This window comes from uncultured Draconibacterium sp., from assembly GCF_913063105.1.
Taxonomy (GTDB): domain Bacteria; phylum Bacteroidota; class Bacteroidia; order Bacteroidales; family Prolixibacteraceae; genus Draconibacterium.
This window is the reverse complement of sequence record NZ_CAJXYQ010000005.1, coordinates 47,130-65,767: the sequence shown is the minus strand read 5'-3', so window position 1 is coordinate 65,767 and position 18,638 is coordinate 47,130. Positions and strand designations below refer to the sequence as shown.

11 protein-coding genes are annotated in these 18,638 nt (G+C 40.8%); 5 read left to right on the top strand and 6 right to left on the bottom strand.

Going from position 1 to position 18,638, the window contains the following annotated elements:
• The 5 genes from QZ574_RS06480 to QZ574_RS06460 all read right to left on the bottom strand — a co-directional run bounded on the left by QZ574_RS06480 (position 1) and on the right by QZ574_RS06460 (position 8,616).
• Complete coding sequence (locus QZ574_RS06480) at positions 1 to 1,422, bottom strand: alpha-L-fucosidase (RefSeq protein WP_297088011.1); 1,422 nt, start codon at positions 1,420 to 1,422, stop codon at positions 1 to 3.
• A 177-nt stretch (positions 1,423 to 1,599) separates the two neighbouring features.
• Positions 1,600 to 3,285 (bottom strand): RagB/SusD family nutrient uptake outer membrane protein, encoded by a 1,686-nt coding sequence (locus QZ574_RS06475; RefSeq protein ID WP_297088009.1) that lies wholly within the window; start codon positions 3,283 to 3,285, stop codon positions 1,600 to 1,602.
• A gap of 31 nt (positions 3,286 to 3,316) precedes the next feature.
• The gene (locus tag QZ574_RS06470) at positions 3,317 to 6,601 is read right to left on the bottom strand and encodes a TonB-dependent receptor (RefSeq protein ID WP_297088007.1); all 3,285 of its coding nucleotides are present in this window, start codon (positions 6,599 to 6,601) and stop codon (positions 3,317 to 3,319) included.
• Between the two features lie 155 nt (positions 6,602 to 6,756).
• Positions 6,757 to 7,944, bottom strand: coding sequence for a FecR domain-containing protein (locus tag QZ574_RS06465; RefSeq protein WP_297088005.1), 1,188 nt, complete (start codon positions 7,942 to 7,944; stop codon positions 6,757 to 6,759).
• 66 nt (positions 7,945 to 8,010) lie between these two features.
• Positions 8,011 to 8,616 (bottom strand): sigma-70 family RNA polymerase sigma factor, encoded by a 606-nt coding sequence (locus tag QZ574_RS06460; protein WP_297088003.1) that lies wholly within the window; start codon positions 8,614 to 8,616, stop codon positions 8,011 to 8,013.
• Between the two features lie 428 nt (positions 8,617 to 9,044).
• Between QZ574_RS06460 and QZ574_RS06455 the strand changes: the two genes are divergently transcribed.
• The 5 genes from QZ574_RS06455 to QZ574_RS06435 are packed head-to-tail and all read left to right on the top strand — an operon-like array spanning position 9,045 to position 16,944.
• Complete coding sequence (locus tag QZ574_RS06455) at positions 9,045 to 10,550, top strand: hypothetical protein (RefSeq protein ID WP_297088001.1); 1,506 nt, start codon at positions 9,045 to 9,047, stop codon at positions 10,548 to 10,550.
• Positions 10,547 to 10,741 (top strand): hypothetical protein, encoded by a 195-nt coding sequence (locus QZ574_RS06450; protein ID WP_297087999.1) that lies wholly within the window; start codon positions 10,547 to 10,549, stop codon positions 10,739 to 10,741. The genes QZ574_RS06455 and QZ574_RS06450 overlap by 4 nt, the downstream gene beginning before the upstream one ends.
• Before the next feature lie 21 nt (positions 10,742 to 10,762).
• Entirely contained in the window at positions 10,763 to 13,408 is a 2,646-nt protein-coding gene (locus QZ574_RS06445; RefSeq protein WP_297087996.1) for an alpha-L-rhamnosidase, read from the top strand.
• Between the two features lies 1 nt (position 13,409).
• The gene (locus QZ574_RS06440; protein ID WP_297087995.1) at positions 13,410 to 15,425 is read left to right on the top strand and encodes a glycoside hydrolase family 127 protein; all 2,016 of its coding nucleotides are present in this window, start codon (positions 13,410 to 13,412) and stop codon (positions 15,423 to 15,425) included.
• Positions 15,426 to 15,450: 25 nt separating this feature from the next.
• Entirely contained in the window at positions 15,451 to 16,944 is a 1,494-nt protein-coding gene (locus QZ574_RS06435) for a sodium:solute symporter (protein WP_297087993.1), read from the top strand.
• A gap of 398 nt (positions 16,945 to 17,342) precedes the next feature.
• Here QZ574_RS06435 and QZ574_RS06430 read toward each other — a convergent pair whose 3' ends face one another.
• Positions 17,343 to 18,545, bottom strand: a complete 1,203-nt coding sequence (locus QZ574_RS06430) for a Bcr/CflA family efflux MFS transporter (RefSeq protein WP_297087992.1) — start codon at positions 18,543 to 18,545, stop codon at positions 17,343 to 17,345.
• Between the last annotated feature and the right edge of the window lie 93 nt (positions 18,546 to 18,638).

The following is an 18,638-nucleotide window of genomic DNA, read 5'->3' as shown; positions in this document are numbered from 1 at the left end:
TTATTCTACCTCAATTCTGAACACAATAGCTAAATCATCAGGAATACGTGCATTTGGAATCGAAAACTCCAGACCATCTTTTTCCATCGAAAAGGTACACGTGTCTAACTTTTTTAAGCCCAATAAGGTAACGGCTTTTACCTCACCATTAATTCTTCCGGGCAATACTTCTTTTAATTTTATGGGTGTATTTAGTCCAGGCCACTCGTAAAAAATAGCGTAAATATTTTTGCCTTTAGTTGTATAAAAAACATCAATTCCATCGCTGCTTATTTCGTGCGGAACAGCAAAGGGCCGGGTTTCATAAATGGCTTCTCCGTGCGACCACATCCAACGGCCAACCCGGTGTACCACATTTTTCTGGTCTTGCGGTATAGTGCCATCGGCCATTGGTGACAGGTTCAGCAGCATTTGTCCGTTTTTACTTACCACATCAACCAGGGTTTGCACAATTTGCTTTGGCGTTCGGTTTTGCATTCCCTCGGTATAACCCCATGCATACGAAATACCCGTACCAATGGAATAGTCACATAACCAGGGTTCCATTACAAACTCATCGGGATTCTTATTTTCGTGGTCGAGCATACCTACTTCCCGTGGCAAATCTTCACCTTTGTAAGTTACGGCAACTTCCTGTCCGTTTGCCGCCGCCTCGTTAAAATAATGGGCAAGGTATTTTTGAATGTATGCTTCCGGAATATCATCCAGCCAGGCATCAAAATACATAATATCAGGATGGTATTTATCAGCAACTTCGTTGCATTTGTTCAACCACATTTCGAGCCAGGCATCGCGTTCCATCATCGATCCGTACAGCTTTTCGTATTTCGGATTATCGGCGGCCCAGCCTTCTTTTATCTCAAGTGCTGTGTAATTAAACGAGTGGTGCAACGATGCAAAAAATTTCATCCCCCTTTTTTTAATAGCCTTTTCGAGCAAGCCCACCACATCTTTTTCAGGCCCCATATTTTTGGCATTAAAAGGAGTAAACTCGCTATCCCACATGGCAAAACCATCGTGATGCTCGGCAACAATACCGGCAAAGCGTGCCCCGCTTTTTATGTAAAGATCTGCCCACTCATCTGCATTAAAATTTTCGCCTTTGAACAGGGGGATAAAGTCGTGGTACCCGAACTCGGAAAGATCTCCATATAACGCACAATGACGCTGATAGGTACCATGTTTGCTGTACCCCTCGTTGTGGTGCATGGTACGGTAATAATGCTCGTTGTTGTACGCAGGGACCGAATATACGCCCCAATGAGTGTAAATACCAAATTTTGCATCGCGCAACCATTCCGGAACCGACTGATGTTTATAAAGCGATTCCCAGTTGGGTTGATATTTTTCGGTTGATTGGGCTACCGCCTGCTTGCCAACACCAATGGCCAGAAGGAGAAATAAAAACAGTTTTAGTTTCATTGTATTTTTTTTAGTTATGCCAAATATATTTAATTCTGTTTGAACAATGTTTTTTTATCGGCACTTCCACAAATCTGCCAGCAAGCTAAAATTAATATAAAAAGAGCGAAGGTTTTACCCTTCGCTCTGTTACCTATGAATCTAACCTTTCTAAACTATGAAAGTTGCTTGTCAGTATTAATAATTATACCCTGTAAGTCCCTGTACAAATTCGTCGCGATTTTGCAGAGCATCCAGTTCCTCGCTCGGAATTGGTCGTTTAATATGGTAATCTTTAATATATCCACTTGCAGGCCCCTTGTTGTATGCCCGAACCTGGTTTACCAACATTCCGGTTCGCTTTAAATCAAACCAGCGCATTCCTTCGCCGCATAGTTCTCGTGCACGTTCTGCCACCAAAAACTCAACACTAATATCTGAGGCACTTACCTTCATTTGCTCAACTGCGCCTTCTTTTGCCGCACGTGTACGAATCACATTCACATAGTTGGCAGCACTCTGCGTATTGCCCATCAACAATTCAGCCTCGGCTGCGTTTAGGTATACTTCCGACAAACGAATTACAAACCTATCAAGTAATCCAAATCGTGTTTTCTTATAATAACCGTTATATTTCGGACTGTCAAATTTCATTAATGCAGGAAACGGATTACTGTATGAACGAATGGTACCATCTTCGGTATAAATAGAGTCGATATTGTAATATGCATACCCCTTGTCAGATGGAGCGGGCTCGTTTCCAATTGTGACGTAAAGCACGGTATCGCCTGTAGCCGGAGCATCAATGGCATCATTTATATTTGATTTCCAAAGTGTACGGAACGATTTTTCAAATCTGCTATCGATTGATGAGTCGTAGAGATCAAATAAATATTTTGACGGATAGGTAAAGTTTGGGTTTCCCCAGTTTTTATCCCGGTAACCATATTCATGCGACAACCGAATTTGATCGTTAATCACGTAATTAAATTTATACAGTTGCCAGATTTCATTTCCGTAACTTTCGTTGCTGTAATCGTTTGTGCTAAAAGTTACCCTGTAAAGTGCTTCTTTATTAGCTTTATTGTTATCCTCATTCCAAACATCAGCATAATCACTGTAAAGCTCTACTCCGTAGGTCGAGGCATTATTTATAAGTTCATCGGCCGACGATTTTGCTAATGATAGGTATTCATTTTTCTTTTCATCAACTTGCCAGGCGCCGCTTAAAGCCGCGCGTGACAAAATTGCCAATGCACTTTTTTTCGTCACTCTTCCGGGCTGAGCTTCTGTATCTGCTGCATGTTGTGAAGCATACTGCAGGTCGCTTAATATTAATTCGTAAAAATCGCTAACAGGACTTCTTTCTGCCACCAAAATTGGACTGTTGGTTGGTTCTGTTTTTAAAATTACCGGCCCCCAGGTTTCTACAATAAACCAATAATAAAATCCTCGCAAAAATTTAAACTCCGACAAATGCTGTTCTTTTAACTCTTCACTCAAATACTCGGTTGCACCTTCTTCAATGTATTGTATTCCTATGTTACACATATTTATACCTTCGTAACAATATTGCCACAAGGCACCGCAGCTACTATCATTATCAGGCTGTAAACCTTCGTATTGTGTAAGTTGGCGCCATGATTTCGACTCCCATATATCAACACCCATTTCCATGGTAACAAAACCGTAGGTGTTATAAAATACTTTTCGTTGCCAGCGGTATGCCGAGGCAATAAGCGTTTCCATTCCATCGGAGGTGGCCCAAACATTTTCAGCCGTTGTTCCGGAGGGGTTGTACTCATCGATGTCGCATGAAACTGCGTTCATTACCAGAAAAAGCAACATCATTAATCGGATTACTATATTTTTTCTATTCATCATTTTTACTTTTTACGTTCACAAGTTCGGTTAACTACAAATTAATATTTACACCAAAAATCAGTTGTCTTGTCAGAGGTGACGATTCCGATCCACCTCTTTCAGGGTCATAATTCTTCAGGCGATCATCTTTAACCCATGTAGCCAGGTTACTACCAGTAACATAAACACGTACTTTTTCAAGCGAAACCCTGCTGGTAAGCGAGTTTGGTAAAGTATAACCTAAAGAAATATTTTTTAGTTTGATGAATGAGCCACTTGTAACATGCAATACATCGGCATGCTGGTATTGGTACAGGCTACTAATATTGGCATCGGGTCGCGGGTAGTCGTTACTTGGGTTTTCAGGAGTCCAGTAATCTATTAGTGCCGGACCATTTTCCAGTCCATTTCCATTGTATCTGCCCAAAACTTCGCCCCATATTTCTTGCCCCATACGAGCGTAGAAATACACATTAAAATCGAAATTTTTGTACTGAATAGTATTACTCATACCACCTTCCCAGTCCGGATTCTCAGATCCGATTGGAGCCCTGTCGTTGTCGCCATCGATAATATAGTCGCCATTCAGGTCGCGAACTTTAATATCTCCGGGCTCATAACTATGGCCGTTTTCATTAAACTTAGCCATTTCAGCTTCTTCGCCAAGCTGCCAAATTCCGTCTGAAACGTAGTTGTAGAAAGTATAAATTGGTTCGCCAATAATTAACGAGGTATGCATTCCGTTTATCCAATAGATATTTTCATCATCAATTAATTTTGAAATGTGCTCGTTAGATTTTGAAAAGGTAAAAGAACTGGTCCACCTAAAATCTTTTTGGTCAAAATTTACTGTTTGCAAGGCAAGCTCAAGTCCTTTGTTTTTTGTTTCACCAATATTTTGGTAAACATTTTTATTTTTCCCTCCGGTTGACCAGGGCAGTGTTCTGCTCAACAAAATATCAGAAGTAGTAGTCCAATAGTAGTCAGCCGTTAAACTTACCCGATTTTGGAACATACCAAAATCAATACCAATATTGGTTGTTTTTGATTTTTCCCATCCAAGGTTTGGGTTACCGTAGGTATTAATTGAGTAATACGGAGCCACTTCATTACCAAAAGAAAAACCGGTACTCAAGCTCATTGTAGTTTGTGTACCGTAAGGGCTAATTCCGGAATTACCGGCCATACCATAACTGGCACGAAGTTTTACATTGCTTATTTTCTCGAAATTCTGCATAAAATCTTCTTCAGATATTCGCCATGCAGCTCCTACCGAAGGGAAATAATCCCAACGATTTTCTTCCGACAAACGCGATGCCCCATCATAACGCATGGTAGCTGTTAACAGGTACTTATCTTTAAAGCCATAGTTTAAACGACCTGCTACCGACATACTCGAATGTTCGGTGTATCCGCTCTCAACCTTTTTAGTTCCTTCTTCTGATCCTTGTAATGAATAAAACAATTGCGAAGGAATAAGCTGATTAAGGCCTGAGCCGGTTACATAATCGTATTTGCTTTTAATAAAACTTGCCAATCCTGTAAGCTTTAACGAATGTTCTCCGGCATCGAGCCCGTAGGTTAAAATATTGTCGAAATTCACATACCTTGAGTTTGCAGCATTGTATTTGGCCTCGCGGCTACTTCCCATTTTCGCGATTGATTCTTCACTAAAAAACGAACCGTTCCGACTATTACGCAGTGCAACCGACAGACTCGACTTATAGGTTAGCCCCTTTACCGGCGTTAACTCTAAAAAACCACTGATGTTTGAGTTTGTACGAAGCTGGCTGTTCACTGCAATTACCGAAGCCGCTTCATCGGCCAACGGACTAATAATGCTTCGGCCTTCAATAGGATAAACATTTACATTTCCGTTCTCATCGTAGGGTTCTCCAAAAGGTGATGTGTATAACGACAAGTTAATCGGGTCGGTTCTGCGATCAATATCGTAGTAGGTAAGCTGCGAATTAAGACCAATTCTTCCCCACTCGGCAAAACCGTAATCAAGATTTAAACGTGCAGTATATTTATCCATTTCGTCGTTAACATATTGCCCTTCTTCATTCATGTAGCCCACCGTAAACAAAGCTTTAAAATTATCCGTTCCGCCTGTTACCGTAACAACATGATTTTGTAATATCCCATTTTGAAGCACTAAGTCACGCCAATTTGTCCACTCGTTATTCTGGATGGCGTCCAACTCATAATCAGCAAATATTTTTGAATCGTCGGCAACTGATGACCAGATACCTGCCGTACGATTTGCTTCTCGTCTTAGCTGCACGTAATCGTCGCCCATTCGGCTATCTGGATATTTTGTAAAACCATTTAGTCCAAAATAGCCATTATACGAAACCCGGGCTTTTCCAGCTTTTCCTTTTTTAGTGGTAATAATAACTACCCCATTTGCACCTTGCGACCCATAAATTGCAGTTGAAGAAGCATCCTTTAAAACATTGATCGATTCAATATCATTTGCATTAATATCCTGGTAGTTTACGCCCTGCACACCATCAACAATGAAAAGCGGAGCACTGCTTCCGTTTATCGATCGGTTTCCACGAATAAGAATGTCCACTCCAGCACCTGCTGCACCAGAGCTACGCGAAATAGTCATACCGGGAACCAGTCCCTGCATGGCCTCCATAGCATTTGTTGTAGGCACCCGAAGTATGTCTTCTGCTTTTACAACAGAAACAGCACCTGTTAAATCTTTCTTTTTGGATACACCATACCCAATTGCCACCACCTCTTCAAGACCAATAATGTCTTCAAAAAGCTGCAGATTAATGGTTGATTGATCGCCCACTTCAATTTCCACTGATTTCATTCCAACAAATGACACCAGAAGAACATCTGATGGCTCAACTGCTGAAAGGGTAAAAACGCCATCTACATTGGTGAGCACCCCTTTTTGGGTTCCTTTAATCACAACCGTAGCTCCTGGCAAAGGCTCTCCAAGTCCGTTAACCACAGTTCCCGAAATTGTTTTACCCTGTGGAATAACTGTTGGCGCAACACTTTTTTCGGGCATTTTTTCACGAATAATTACCTGGCGGTCAATAATAAAGTAATTTAAATTCTGACCGTCGAGCACCTCGTCCATAATTTCGTTAATTACGGCATTTTCAACACTTACCGAAACCAAACGATTTTCATCGAGCTCCTGCGTTTTGTAGAGAAAAACAAATTCACTTTGTTCTTCAACCTGATCGAATACTTGTTTTACTGTTGAATTGTTTAAGTTTAAGCTCAGTTTAGTTGCTTGCGAATAGGTGGATTTTGCTGCCACCGATACCACAAATAATAGAGAGACCAATACTGTTAACTTCATGATTCTCCAAAGTTGTTTTACGCTTTCCGTACAGGAAAAGCAGGTTAATAGTTTATTTTTCATAAATTTGAAATGTTTGATAAATAATTAAATTACTATTGGTTATTTTATCTTACTCTGGCGGGAAGATGAGCCACCATCATCCCGCCATCCTTTTATTTAAAGCGGTATTTACCGGGTCCGTTTTCTTCAAACTTTCCGTTGGTGAGTTTTTCAATATATTTAAACACACGATCCATCCCTGCACTAAAATCAAGTTTCCCCGATATCTGTACCTTTTCATTTTTCGGATCAACTATTTCAATATCAATATTAAAATAGCGTTCAAGCGTTGCCATTACTCCCTTTAAACTATCGTCATCAATGCTTATCAGGCCTTCTTTCCAGCGGGTGTAATTTTCGTGCTCAACCTGTTCTATTTTTATTAATTCCGACGATTTTTCGAAGGTCGCTTTTTGGTTGGGTTTAATAATAGCTTTTTCAGCAAACCACGTGTTTCCGGTGCTTTCAATCTGCACACTTCCTTCTTTTAATACGGTTTCAATTGTATTATTTTCAGGATAGGCAGAAACGTTAAACTCCGTTCCAAGAACTTTTACAGCCATTGCAGTTGTTTGTACATAAAACGGTTTATCCTCGTTGTGTTCCACATCAAAAAATCCTTCACCAAACAAAAACACCTCACGTTTTTTTGCTGAAAATTGTTGTGGGGTAATTAAACGACTGCCGGCATTAACCCATACTTCACTTTTATCGGGTAAACGCACTTTTACTCTTTTTCCATAGGCAACCACCAACAGGTTATGTAAATTTTTTCGTTTTGCAGTAACGTTGCAGGCAATGGTATCTTTACCTATCACCAGTCTATTTTCGAGCGAGTAATCAACAAAATAGTCTGGGCCACTAAGTGTAACAGAACTACCATCGGCCAAATACAACCGGGGTTCAACCATGGTTCCAATCAACAACAACTCTTCCGAGAATTTATAATGTCCCTTATTGGCGAAACCTGACAAATAAACCAAGAAGCCACTTGCCACCAGCACGAATGCTATAGCCGCATATTTTACTGTTGCCACAAACCTGTTGCGCCATTTTTCGCGCTTCTCAAGGGTTATAATATCAACTAAAATCTTCCGGTAAATTTTTTCTGACGTGGTATCGGGGTAACTTTTATCGGTAAAAGACAATAATTTCAAATCCTCTTTTAACCTGATCATCTCAGCCTTTTCTTTTGGATATTTTTTGAAATATTGAGCATAATAAGCTTCAGATTCTTCATCTGGTTGAAATACCCATTTCAAGAAGCGTTCATCCTCAATATATCTTTCGTTTCCCTTCATTTCATTTTCGACATTTTACAATAGTTGCTATGAGATGGAAAAAGTGGACAACAAAAATGAACTATTTTATCTGCTGTATAACATGTAAAATAATTGCAGCGACACTGAGGATACTTTATGCTTTAATCGACTAATTATACGATAAACCTGCTTTTTGGCAGAATCGGGCTGAACACCCAATAAATGACCTATCTCCTTATATGTAAGCCTCTTATAAAATTTAAGATATAACAATTCTCGTTGGCTTGCATCAAGATTATCAAGTAGTTTGCGTAGTTGTTCATCTTTCTCTGTTTCGTTTTCTGTCTCCCCAGTTGAAAGTTCATAAGAAAAAACAAATCCATCCGATCTTACCGTTTCTTCTTCCAGCTCCGAAACCACAAAACGTCCGTTTTTTCGGTGTTTCTGATAGATTGTAAGTTTTAATGATTTCAGAAGATAATATTCTAAGTTTTCGGGGCTGGCAAGTTTTTTTCGTTTTGTATAGAGCTCCAGAAAAAGTTCCTGTATGCTGTCCTCCAGGAGTGTAGCATCATTTGTCAACTTTGAACCATAGGCATACAACTTATCAAAAAAGGCCGTATAAATTTGCCGAAAGGCATCCATATCACCATTTTTGAAGGCTCCCCAACATGGGGCCCAGCACTCAGTTTGTTTCGTTTTATCGTTCATAAATCAAGCAATCAGCCTGTTTCGTATTTTCGTTGTTTTGCCTTGTATTGCTCTGCAAAATAATTTAACGAAGCACCAAATATATAAATAAATGTTAACGTTTACATTCTACGAATGTTTGTATATCAACTTATTCAGAAATTACCTTACCGTTAATAATGCAAACGATTTATTGCAAACAATAACTAATAAGTTTAGTTTTGTCCCAACTTTTTTCATGTATTTGCAGCAAACAATTGATATTCAGAAAATAATTCTGGGCAACAATTAATGTAACAGAAGCAAGAAATACGAAAACAAACAAAACATATCGCAAAATATCAAAAGTTTTATCGAAAACTAACGATTTTAACCGTTAGATTTGTGTCCGAAGTAGAATAGAGAAACTTATTAACTAAAGAAAAATAACTTTTACCAATATTTAAAACATGAATTCAAACCAGGAACAAAGCTCAAAATCAAGCGTAATTGAACGCCTGGATGCGCTTTACGAATACGACCGCGAGCCGGTATCAAAAAAGAAACTACACGGCTGGAAAACTTTTATAGCCATGTTTGCCGGTGAACATGTGGCGGGTACCGAGTTTGTACTTGGGCCGCTTATGGTAATGCACGGCGTATCGGCAAAAGACTTTATCTGGGGTTTGCTTGTGGGTAATACGCTTGCTGTTTTAAGCTGGGCTTTGCTAACCTCGCCTGTTGCAGTTAAAACACGCCTTACCATTTACTGGCAACTCAAAAAAATAATTGGCCCTTACTTAACCATTGCTTACAGTGCCTTTTATGCTTTTATACTTTGTTTATTGGCCGGTGCTATGGTAAATGTGGCTGTCACCTCTATTTCTATACCTTTCGGAGTTCCTAATCCCGATTACCTTGCAGGAGACTTGTTTCCAAGCGCTCCGTGGATAGCTATTGCTGTTGTTGTTGGAATTGTAATTTCGCTACTGGCCGTTTTAGGTTTTGAAAAAATTGCCCAGTTTTCGAAAATATGCGCTCCGTGGATGGTACTTGTTTTCTTTGCTTCGGGCATTGCAATTATGGCCAAATTAAAAGCTGCCACTCCCGACGAAAGTTTTTGGGAAATAATGTCGCACCGAATTTTTACGGGCGAGCCTATTGGTAACAATTCAAAATATACTTTTTGGCACGTTGCAGGCTTTGCCTGGTTGTGTAATGCTCCGCAACATCTGGGCATGTCCGATGTAACCATTTTTCGTTATGCTAAAAAATGGACACAGGGTTTTGCTTCTGCATTTGGAATGTTCATCGGGCATTTTGGAGCTTGGATTGCATCAGGAATATTGTGTGCCGCCTACCTTTCAGAAGGTTTTACAAATCCACAACCGGGAACAATTGCGTTGTACGGAGCAGGATTTGCCGGTGCCGTTGCTGTTGTTATTGCCGGCTGGACTACAGCCAATCCAACCTTGTACCGCGCAGGATTAGCCATTCAGGTGGTTACCCCTAACTGGAAACGTTGGAAAGTAACTTTTGCTGCCGGGGTGTTTATGATTATTACTGCCTGTATTCCGGCAATTAATGCCAACCTCGACCGTATTGTAGCCTACAACGGATTATTTTTTGTTCCACTCGGTGCCTTTATAATTCTGGATGTTTGGTTATTTCCTAAAATTGGATTAATCAGAGATTTCACCGAAAAAGCGGGAAAAACATTCAGCTGGCCCTCGGCTTTAGCCTGGTTTGTGCCGTTTTTAATTTCAATGTTTATATATGGAAAAGATAACTTTGGTTTTTTACAACGTTTAACCGAAGGGAAATTGCCTACCTGGTTAGAAAATGTTAAAATGGACATCACCTTTTTGGTAGGACCCGAATGGTTTATCGCCGCTGTTCTTTACTTACTGTTTAGCTACATTCAGCAAAAAACAAAATCAAACGTTCAACTTATTCAAAAAGGAGGCTTGTCATGAAAAAAATATTAATGATTATCTCGTACCTTGGTTTGGCTTTTACCATACTACCATCAATTTTAGTTGTAAAAGGAACAGTGACTCTACAAAACCACTTTTGGCTAATGAGTATTGGAATGATTCTATGGTTTGGTACTGCCCCGTTCTGGATGAAAAGCCAATCGTTAGATGAAATTGAAGAAGACGAATAAACATTCAAAAAAAATCAGGCTGTGTTTAAAATATCTGAATTAGTAACCGAATACCATAAAAATCCCTTAGGAATTGAAACGTGTAATCCACGTCTGAGTTGGAAACTTAAAAGCGATAAGCACAATGTTATCCAAACCGCTTACCACATAAAATGCGCACTATCGGAGAAAAATCTGAACAGCGGAGTCGACTTGCTGTGGGATTCAGGAAAAGTAGTTGCTGAAGAATCTATTCATGTTTTATACCAGGGAGAAGCCTTAAAAAGTGGTCAACGTATTTTTTGGCAGGTACGGGCATGGAACAATAAAAACGAACAATCAGACTGGAGCGAAACCAGTTTTTGGGAAATGGGATTGCTAAACCAGTCAGACTGGCAGGCTAAATGGATTGAACCTGATTTAAACGAAGACACAAAAAAATCAAACCCGTGTCCGTTGCTTCGTAAAAGTTTTCATCTTGAAAAGGAAATAGAAAAGGCTCGAATTTATGTGAGTGCGCATGGTTTATACCAACTGCAGTTAAACGGCAAAAAAGTGGGTGACGAAGAATTTACACCCGGCTGGACCACCTACCACAAACGCTTGCAATACCAGGTTTTTGATGTAACAAAACAGATTTGCAATGGCGAAAATGCCATAGGTGCCATCCTTGGAGATGGCTGGTATCGTGGTTATTTTGGCTGGCAGGGAGAGAAAAACCATTATGGCGAAAAAACAGCCCTGTTGCTTCAATTGCAATTAACTTTCACCGATGGCACTCAACAAACACTAGTAAGCGATAAGAGCTGGAAAGCTGCAACAGGTGCTATTCTTGAATCGGAAATTTACCACGGCGAAGTTTACGATGCCCGTAAGGAAAAACCGGGTTGGGACAGACTTGGATTTAACGACTCTGATTGGCAAAATGTTGTAGAGAAAAGCTATGGTTTTGAGCGCATAACCAACTCCGTTGGCTCGAAAGTTAAAGTTACTCATACGCTTGAAGCAGTAAAAAAAATAATTACTCCAAAGGGCGAAACAGTATTGGATTTTGGACAGAACATGGTAGGCCGTATTCGTTTCTCATTAAAAGCAAAAGCCGGAGAAAAGATTTCGATTTATCATGCCGAAGTACTCGATAAGGAAGGAAATTTTTATACCACAAACCTGCGCCCGGCCAAACAACGTATTACCTATATTTTTAAGGGAAACGAAACGGAAACATATAGTCCGCATTTTACATTTATGGGTTTTCGCTACATAAAAATTGAAGATTACCCCGGGGATGTCAAACCAAATGATTTTACCGGTGAAGTTATTCATTCGGATATGGAATTTACTGGCAATTTTGAATGCTCCGACCCACTAATTAACCAGCTGCAAAGCAACATACAGTGGGGCTTACGCGGTAATTTTCTGGATATACCAACAGATTGTCCACAGCGCGACGAGCGCATGGGCTGGACCGGCGATGCACAGGTTTTTGCACCAACGGCTTGTTTTAACACCAATGCAGCACCATTTTTTGCCAAGTGGCTTAAAGATTTAGAAGCCGAGCAACGCGCCGATGGCAGCGTTCCGTGGGTAGTACCCAACCTGGTTAAAGATGGTGGAGGAACAGGCTGGTCGGATGGTTTTGGGGCAACGGGATGGGCTGATGCCGCCATAATAATTCCATGGGTAGTTTACCAGGCCTATGGCGATACCGCCATTTTAAAAAGCCAGTACAGCTCCATGAAGGCCTGGGAAGAATATATGATTCGCGAAGCCGGAGACAGCTTTTTGTTTAACACCGGTTTTCATTTTGGCGACTGGCTATCGTTTGCCGAATATTCGAGCTACATTTACAATGCCCCCGATTATGGATTTGCAGGCGCTCACACCGAAAAAGACCTGATTGCCACGGCATATTTCTATTATTCCACCTCGCTAATGGCAAAAATTGCGGACATTACCGGCGAAGAAACTGATGCTGCCAAATACAAATCGCTGCTAACCAAAATAAAAGAGGCTTTTAAAAATGAATTTATAACGCCCAACGGAAGACTTCTTTCCAATACCCAGGCAGCGTATGCCATTGCCCTAACTTTTAACGTTATTCCAGATGAATACCGAAAAACCATGGCCGGACTACTGGCTAAAAATGTGGAGTATTTTCAACATCTTACCACCGGATTTTTAGGAACCCCGGTACTTTGCGATGCCTTATCGGATATTGGCAGAACCGACCTTGCGTACAAACTGCTGTTCAATAAAAAATACCCGTCGTGGCTTTACGCTGTAACCATGGGTGCCACCACCATTTGGGAGCGTTGGGATGGCATAAAACCCGATGGTTCATTCCAAAACGAAGGTATGAACTCGTTTAACCATTATGCTTACGGCGCCATTGGCAACTGGCTGTACACCAGGGCTGCCGGAATACAAAGCCACCCCGATTTTCCGGGCTATAAAAAAACGATTATCAAACCAGAATTAACCGACAAACTTGATTTTGCCAAAGCGACACTCCAAACCGTCTACGGTCAAATTAAATCAGAATGGAAATTAGAAAACGGGCATTTGCAATTAACCGTTACCCTTCCTCCCAACACCACTGCTACTGTTTTTGTTCCTGGAAAAGGAAATACATATTCTGAGCATGAAATGGGCTCTGGCACAATGGTTTTTGAATCTAAAATTGAGTAAAATGAAATTACAAGTTATAACACTATCTGCTTTTTTGTTGCTATGCACCACTCTTTGGGCGCAGGAAAAGGCGCTTACCAATACCACCAACAGTTCGTTTGCCAAACTTAAAAGCACTAACATTGGCGATGTGCACTGGACAAATGGCTTTTGGGCCGAACGCTTTGAAGTTTGCAAAAACTCGATGGTACCACACATGATGGGCTGTTACCTAGATGATGAAATTAGCCATGCTTTTAAAAATTTTGAAATTGCAGCCGGATTGGATACGGGCTCACATGTTGGACCACCATTCCACGATGGTGATTTTTACAAAATTCTGGAAGCTGAAATAATGGTTTATGCCCTTACCAAGGATGAAAAACTGGGCAAACAGATAAATGAAATTATTACCATGATTGGTAAAGCCCAGCGAGAAGACGGCTATATTCATACCCCAACTTCGATTAAAGAAATGAAAAACCCGGAGGTAAAGCATGAATTTAACGAACGCCTTGATTTTGAAACCTATAACATGGGGCATTTAATGACTGCAGCCTGCATACACTTTCGTACTACCGGCCAAACTACCTTGCTAAACATTGCACAAAAAGCAACGGACTATTTGTATAATTTTTACAAAAGAGCTTCGGCCGAACTGGCACGCAATGCCATTTGCCCGTCGCATTATATGGGCGTAGTTGAAATGTACCGCACCACCCAAAAACCCGAATACCTGGAATTAGCAAAAAGCCTGATAGAAATAAGAAGTTTGGTTGAAAATGGCACCGACCATAACCAGGACCGCATTCCGTTTAAGCAACAAACAAAGGCCATTGGACATGCCGTGCGTGCCAACTACCTTTATGCAGGCGTTGCCGATGTTTATGCCGAAACCGGCGATGATTCGCTAATGATTGCATTAAAATACATTTGGAACGATTTAGTTGAGCGCAAAATGTATATAACCGGAGCGTGTGGCGCACTTTATGATGGTGTTTCACCCAACGGCACAACTTACGACCAGCCATCCATTCAACAGGTTCACCAGGCCTATGGCGCCGACTATGAATTGCCAAATATTTCGGCCCATAACGAATCGTGCGCCAACATTGGCAACCTGCTTTGGAACTGGCGTATGCTACAAGTTACCGGAGATGCAAATTATGCCGATGTAATGGAAACAGTAATGTATAACAGTTTGCTGGCCGGAGTTAGCCTCGATGGTAAAGGATACTTTTACACCAACCCATTAAGTGTAGCCAATGAGCTTAGCCACGATTTGCGTTGGTCGAAAAACCGCGAGCCATACATCTCTTATTGCAACTGCTGTCCACCAAATACAGTCAGAACCGTTGCGCAAATTCAAGAATATGCCTATTCGCTTGGAGAAAATGCAGTATGGGTAAATTTTTATGGCTCCAACAAGCTTGAATCGGGCAACACGGTACAGCTTACACAGGAATCTGATTTTCCCTGGGATGGAAATATTAAAATTACCATTGATAAGCTTCCTAAAAATTTTGCCTTACACCTGCGAATTCCGGGCTGGGCATCCCTGGCTAAGCTTAAAGTAAACGGACAGGATGTTGACAAAAAAATTCAGCCAGGTACTTATGTCGAAATTTCGCAAGAGTGGGAAAAAGGCGATGTTGTTGAATTGGATTTACCCATGAAAGCTGTATTAATTGAAGCCAATCCCCTGGTGGAAGAAACCCGTAACCAGGTGGCTGTAAAACGTGGCCCGGTGGTTTATTGCCTTGAATCGCCCGACATTGAGGATGGCAAACGTATTTTTGATTATAAAATACCTGCAGAAATTACATTTGAAACCCGCGAAACAAAAATAGCCAATGCCACCATGATCGTTTTGGAAGGAGAGTTAATCACTTCGTCGCCAGCCGAATGGGAAAACACCCTTTATCGCGCAGTAGCAAAGGAAAAGCTTCAAAAAACAAAAATAAAACTCATTCCTTATTACGCCTGGAATAATCGAGGCCCCAGCGAAATGTCGGTTTGGATTCCCTTTGCACAATAATGCTAAAACAAAAAAGATAGTCACTATGCAACTTCCGGTTTTTGATGTAGCTGTTTTCTTACTTATAACTTTAGGCAACGTACTTTTTGGTGCCAGTTTTTTCTTCCGAAACAAAACGGCCGCACAATTTACAACCGGGGGAGGAAAGCTTCCGGCCTGGGTTGTGGGTATGTCAATTTTTGCCACATTTGTTAGCAGCATTAGTTTTTTAGCCCTTCCCGGGAAAGCCTATTCATCAAACTGGAATGCGCTGGTTTTTAGCTTTGCCATACCCATAGCATCGATTTTAGCTGTAAAGTTTTTTGTTCCACTTTACCGAAGCATGAACAGCGTTTCGGCCTATAATTTTTTGGAAATCAGGTTTGGTGCCTGGGCACGCATCTATGCTTCGTTGTGCTACATACTTACACAACTGATGCGAACCGGTGCTATTTTGCTGCTTCTGGCACTTCCGCTAAACGCCATGTTTGGCTGGAACATTAAAACCATTATCGTAGTTACCGGTATTGCCGTTACGCTTTACTCCATGCTTGGAGGTATTCAAGCCGTTATATGGACCGATGCCATTCAGGGAATTATACTTATAGCCGGTGCTTTGTTATGTGCCGGCTTGCTTACATTCTCGATGCCAGAAGGCCCAACACAGGTTTTTGAAATAGCTGCCGCGAGCAATAAATTTAGCCTTGGCAGTTTTGGTGCCAGCCTTTCTGAATCAACTTTCTGGGTGGTGCTTATTTACAGCTTGTTTATTAATCTTCAGAACTTTGGAATCGATCAGAATTTTGTACAGCGTTACATGACAACCAGCTCGACTAAAAAAGCACGCTTTTCCACCTTATTTGGGTCCTTATTGTACCTGCCGGTTTCATTGGTTTTCTTTTACATCGGAACAGCTCTTTATGCATATTACTCGGCACAACCCCATATGCTGCCAGCGGAACTCTCTACTACCGGGGCAGGCGATAAAATATTTCCGTTTTTTATTGTAAATGCACTGCCCACCGGAATAACCGGTTTGTTAATTGCAGCCATTTTTGCAGCTGGAATGAGTACGGTTTCGACCAGCGTTAACAGCACAGCAACCATTTTTCTTTCTGATTATTACAAGCGTTATATCAACCACAATCCTTCCGAAAAATCTTCCATGAGAGTGTTACACATCGCATCCGTAATATTCGGAATTCTTGGAGTGCTTATTTCGCTTACGCTTGTTGGTGTGGAAAGCGTTCTGGATGCCTGGTGGTCGTTGGCGTCGATTTTTAGCGGAGGTATGCTTGGCTTGTTTCTACTGGCTTTTATGTCAAAAAAAGTCAGAAATATCGACGCTGCAATCGGTGTGGTTCTGGGTGTAGTTGTAATTAGCTGGATGAGTTTATCTCCCTTATATTTTACAGAAGAAAATCTATTAAAATTTAAAAGTCCATTACACAGCAACTTAACCATCGTATTGGGGACCCTGGTAATTTTTCTTGTGGGATTTTTGGTGCAAAAGTTGTTTGCCAATCAAAAAAACAAATAAAAAACCTGCTCCTGGCGGATGCAGGCTAAAATGAGTGGAGCTCCCCCCCTGAACCCTTTCAGGGAGGAAGCATAAACCAAAATCCACTGCCTATGTAATATTTGTAATTCTCTTCGATTATCAGCACTCCGGTATTTCTGTGGCGTAATATTTAAATCTTAAAAGACTTGGTTTACACGATAGAGTATCTACGCCAAATCAGAATTCTATTTTGTCCGAAATTCCATCCGCTAATTATTGGCAATATATAAATAAATTTGGTTAGTGTCGCATTGACACATTAATTTATTTTAAAATGTTTTGAGGCTATTTAAAGGCCTACTTAAACAAATATGAAATAGGCATAGAAAGAAAAACTGGCAGAGAGGCCGACATTGACAAAAACCAATTGAAATCAACTAATTATCGATTTTTACAGCCCAGGCATATAGAAAATTCCCCGACAAGGAGCAAAGAAAAAGCACCAGGCCAAATGGAATTAAATTGCCGGTATGAAACAAGGCCAGCATACTGCCAATAAATGCACTAAATGCAAAACGAGCAATGCCAATTGTTGCATTGGCCGATCCGGCCAGCTCCGGATTATGATTTAAAATGGTGGCTGTACCATTGCCAAATACCAAGCCCAAACTACCAATAAACAAAACAATTGACGAAAAAACCGACCATAACTGCGGCTGGGGCACAGCAACAGAAATTAGTAGCCATAAGCCTGAAAAAAGTTGTAGCAGAAGACCAAAGCGAAGTATTTTCCCGGGCTCGTATTTCTTTAAAAGCAATGTATTAATAAACGAAAGCAAAATATTTAATACCACATTGGCGCCAAAAAACAAGGGAAATTGCATCTGACTGATTCCAAAATATTCAATATAAATAAACGATGCAGCGGTAATAAAAATGTACATTCCCGACATAGGCAAACTTATGGCTACAAGCAGAACAGTGCTTCTTTTACTGGAAAAGAACAAACGATATTTCTGTAAAAACTGTTTGGCCGTAATTCTTCTCGTAATTAACTCCGGACTTCTTGATTCGGGGATGAGTAAGCCCAGAGCCAAAAACAAAAACACGGCAAATGCAAACAAAAAAAGGAAAATACTTTTCCAACCCAACCAATGAATTAAACCCGCACCAATAATTGGGGCGAATAGCGGTGCCAGCATAATAATCATGCTAATTATGGTAACAATACGCGCAATTTGCTTTCCGCCATACCAGTCGCGCACAAATACATTTGCGGTAACGGTAGCAAATCCGCCACCAAAGGCTTGTAAAACGCGAAGTGCGAGCATGTATTCAATTTGTGTACAACGCGTAATCAATAATGCAGAAAAACCATAAAGAGCAATTCCAGATAAAGCCACTGTTTTTCGGCCAAAAGAATCCGACAAGGGGCCTCCGATAAAATTTCCTAAAGCAAACCCCAGAAAATATAGGGTAATGGTTAGCTCGGCCACGTTAAGTTCAACTCCAAAAAAACGGGCAATATCAGGTAAGGCCGCAATATAAGTATCAATGGCAAATGGCGACATGGCAACCAAAGCAGCCATTACCAATGTTAAAACAGGAACAAAAATCTTGCGCGAATGATCTATCAACATACCCGATTATTTCTTATTGAAGCGCCAAAGGTAGGATTTTTGCACAAAGCAAATCCAATGTGTCGAAAACACACTAAAGAATTTAACACAAGC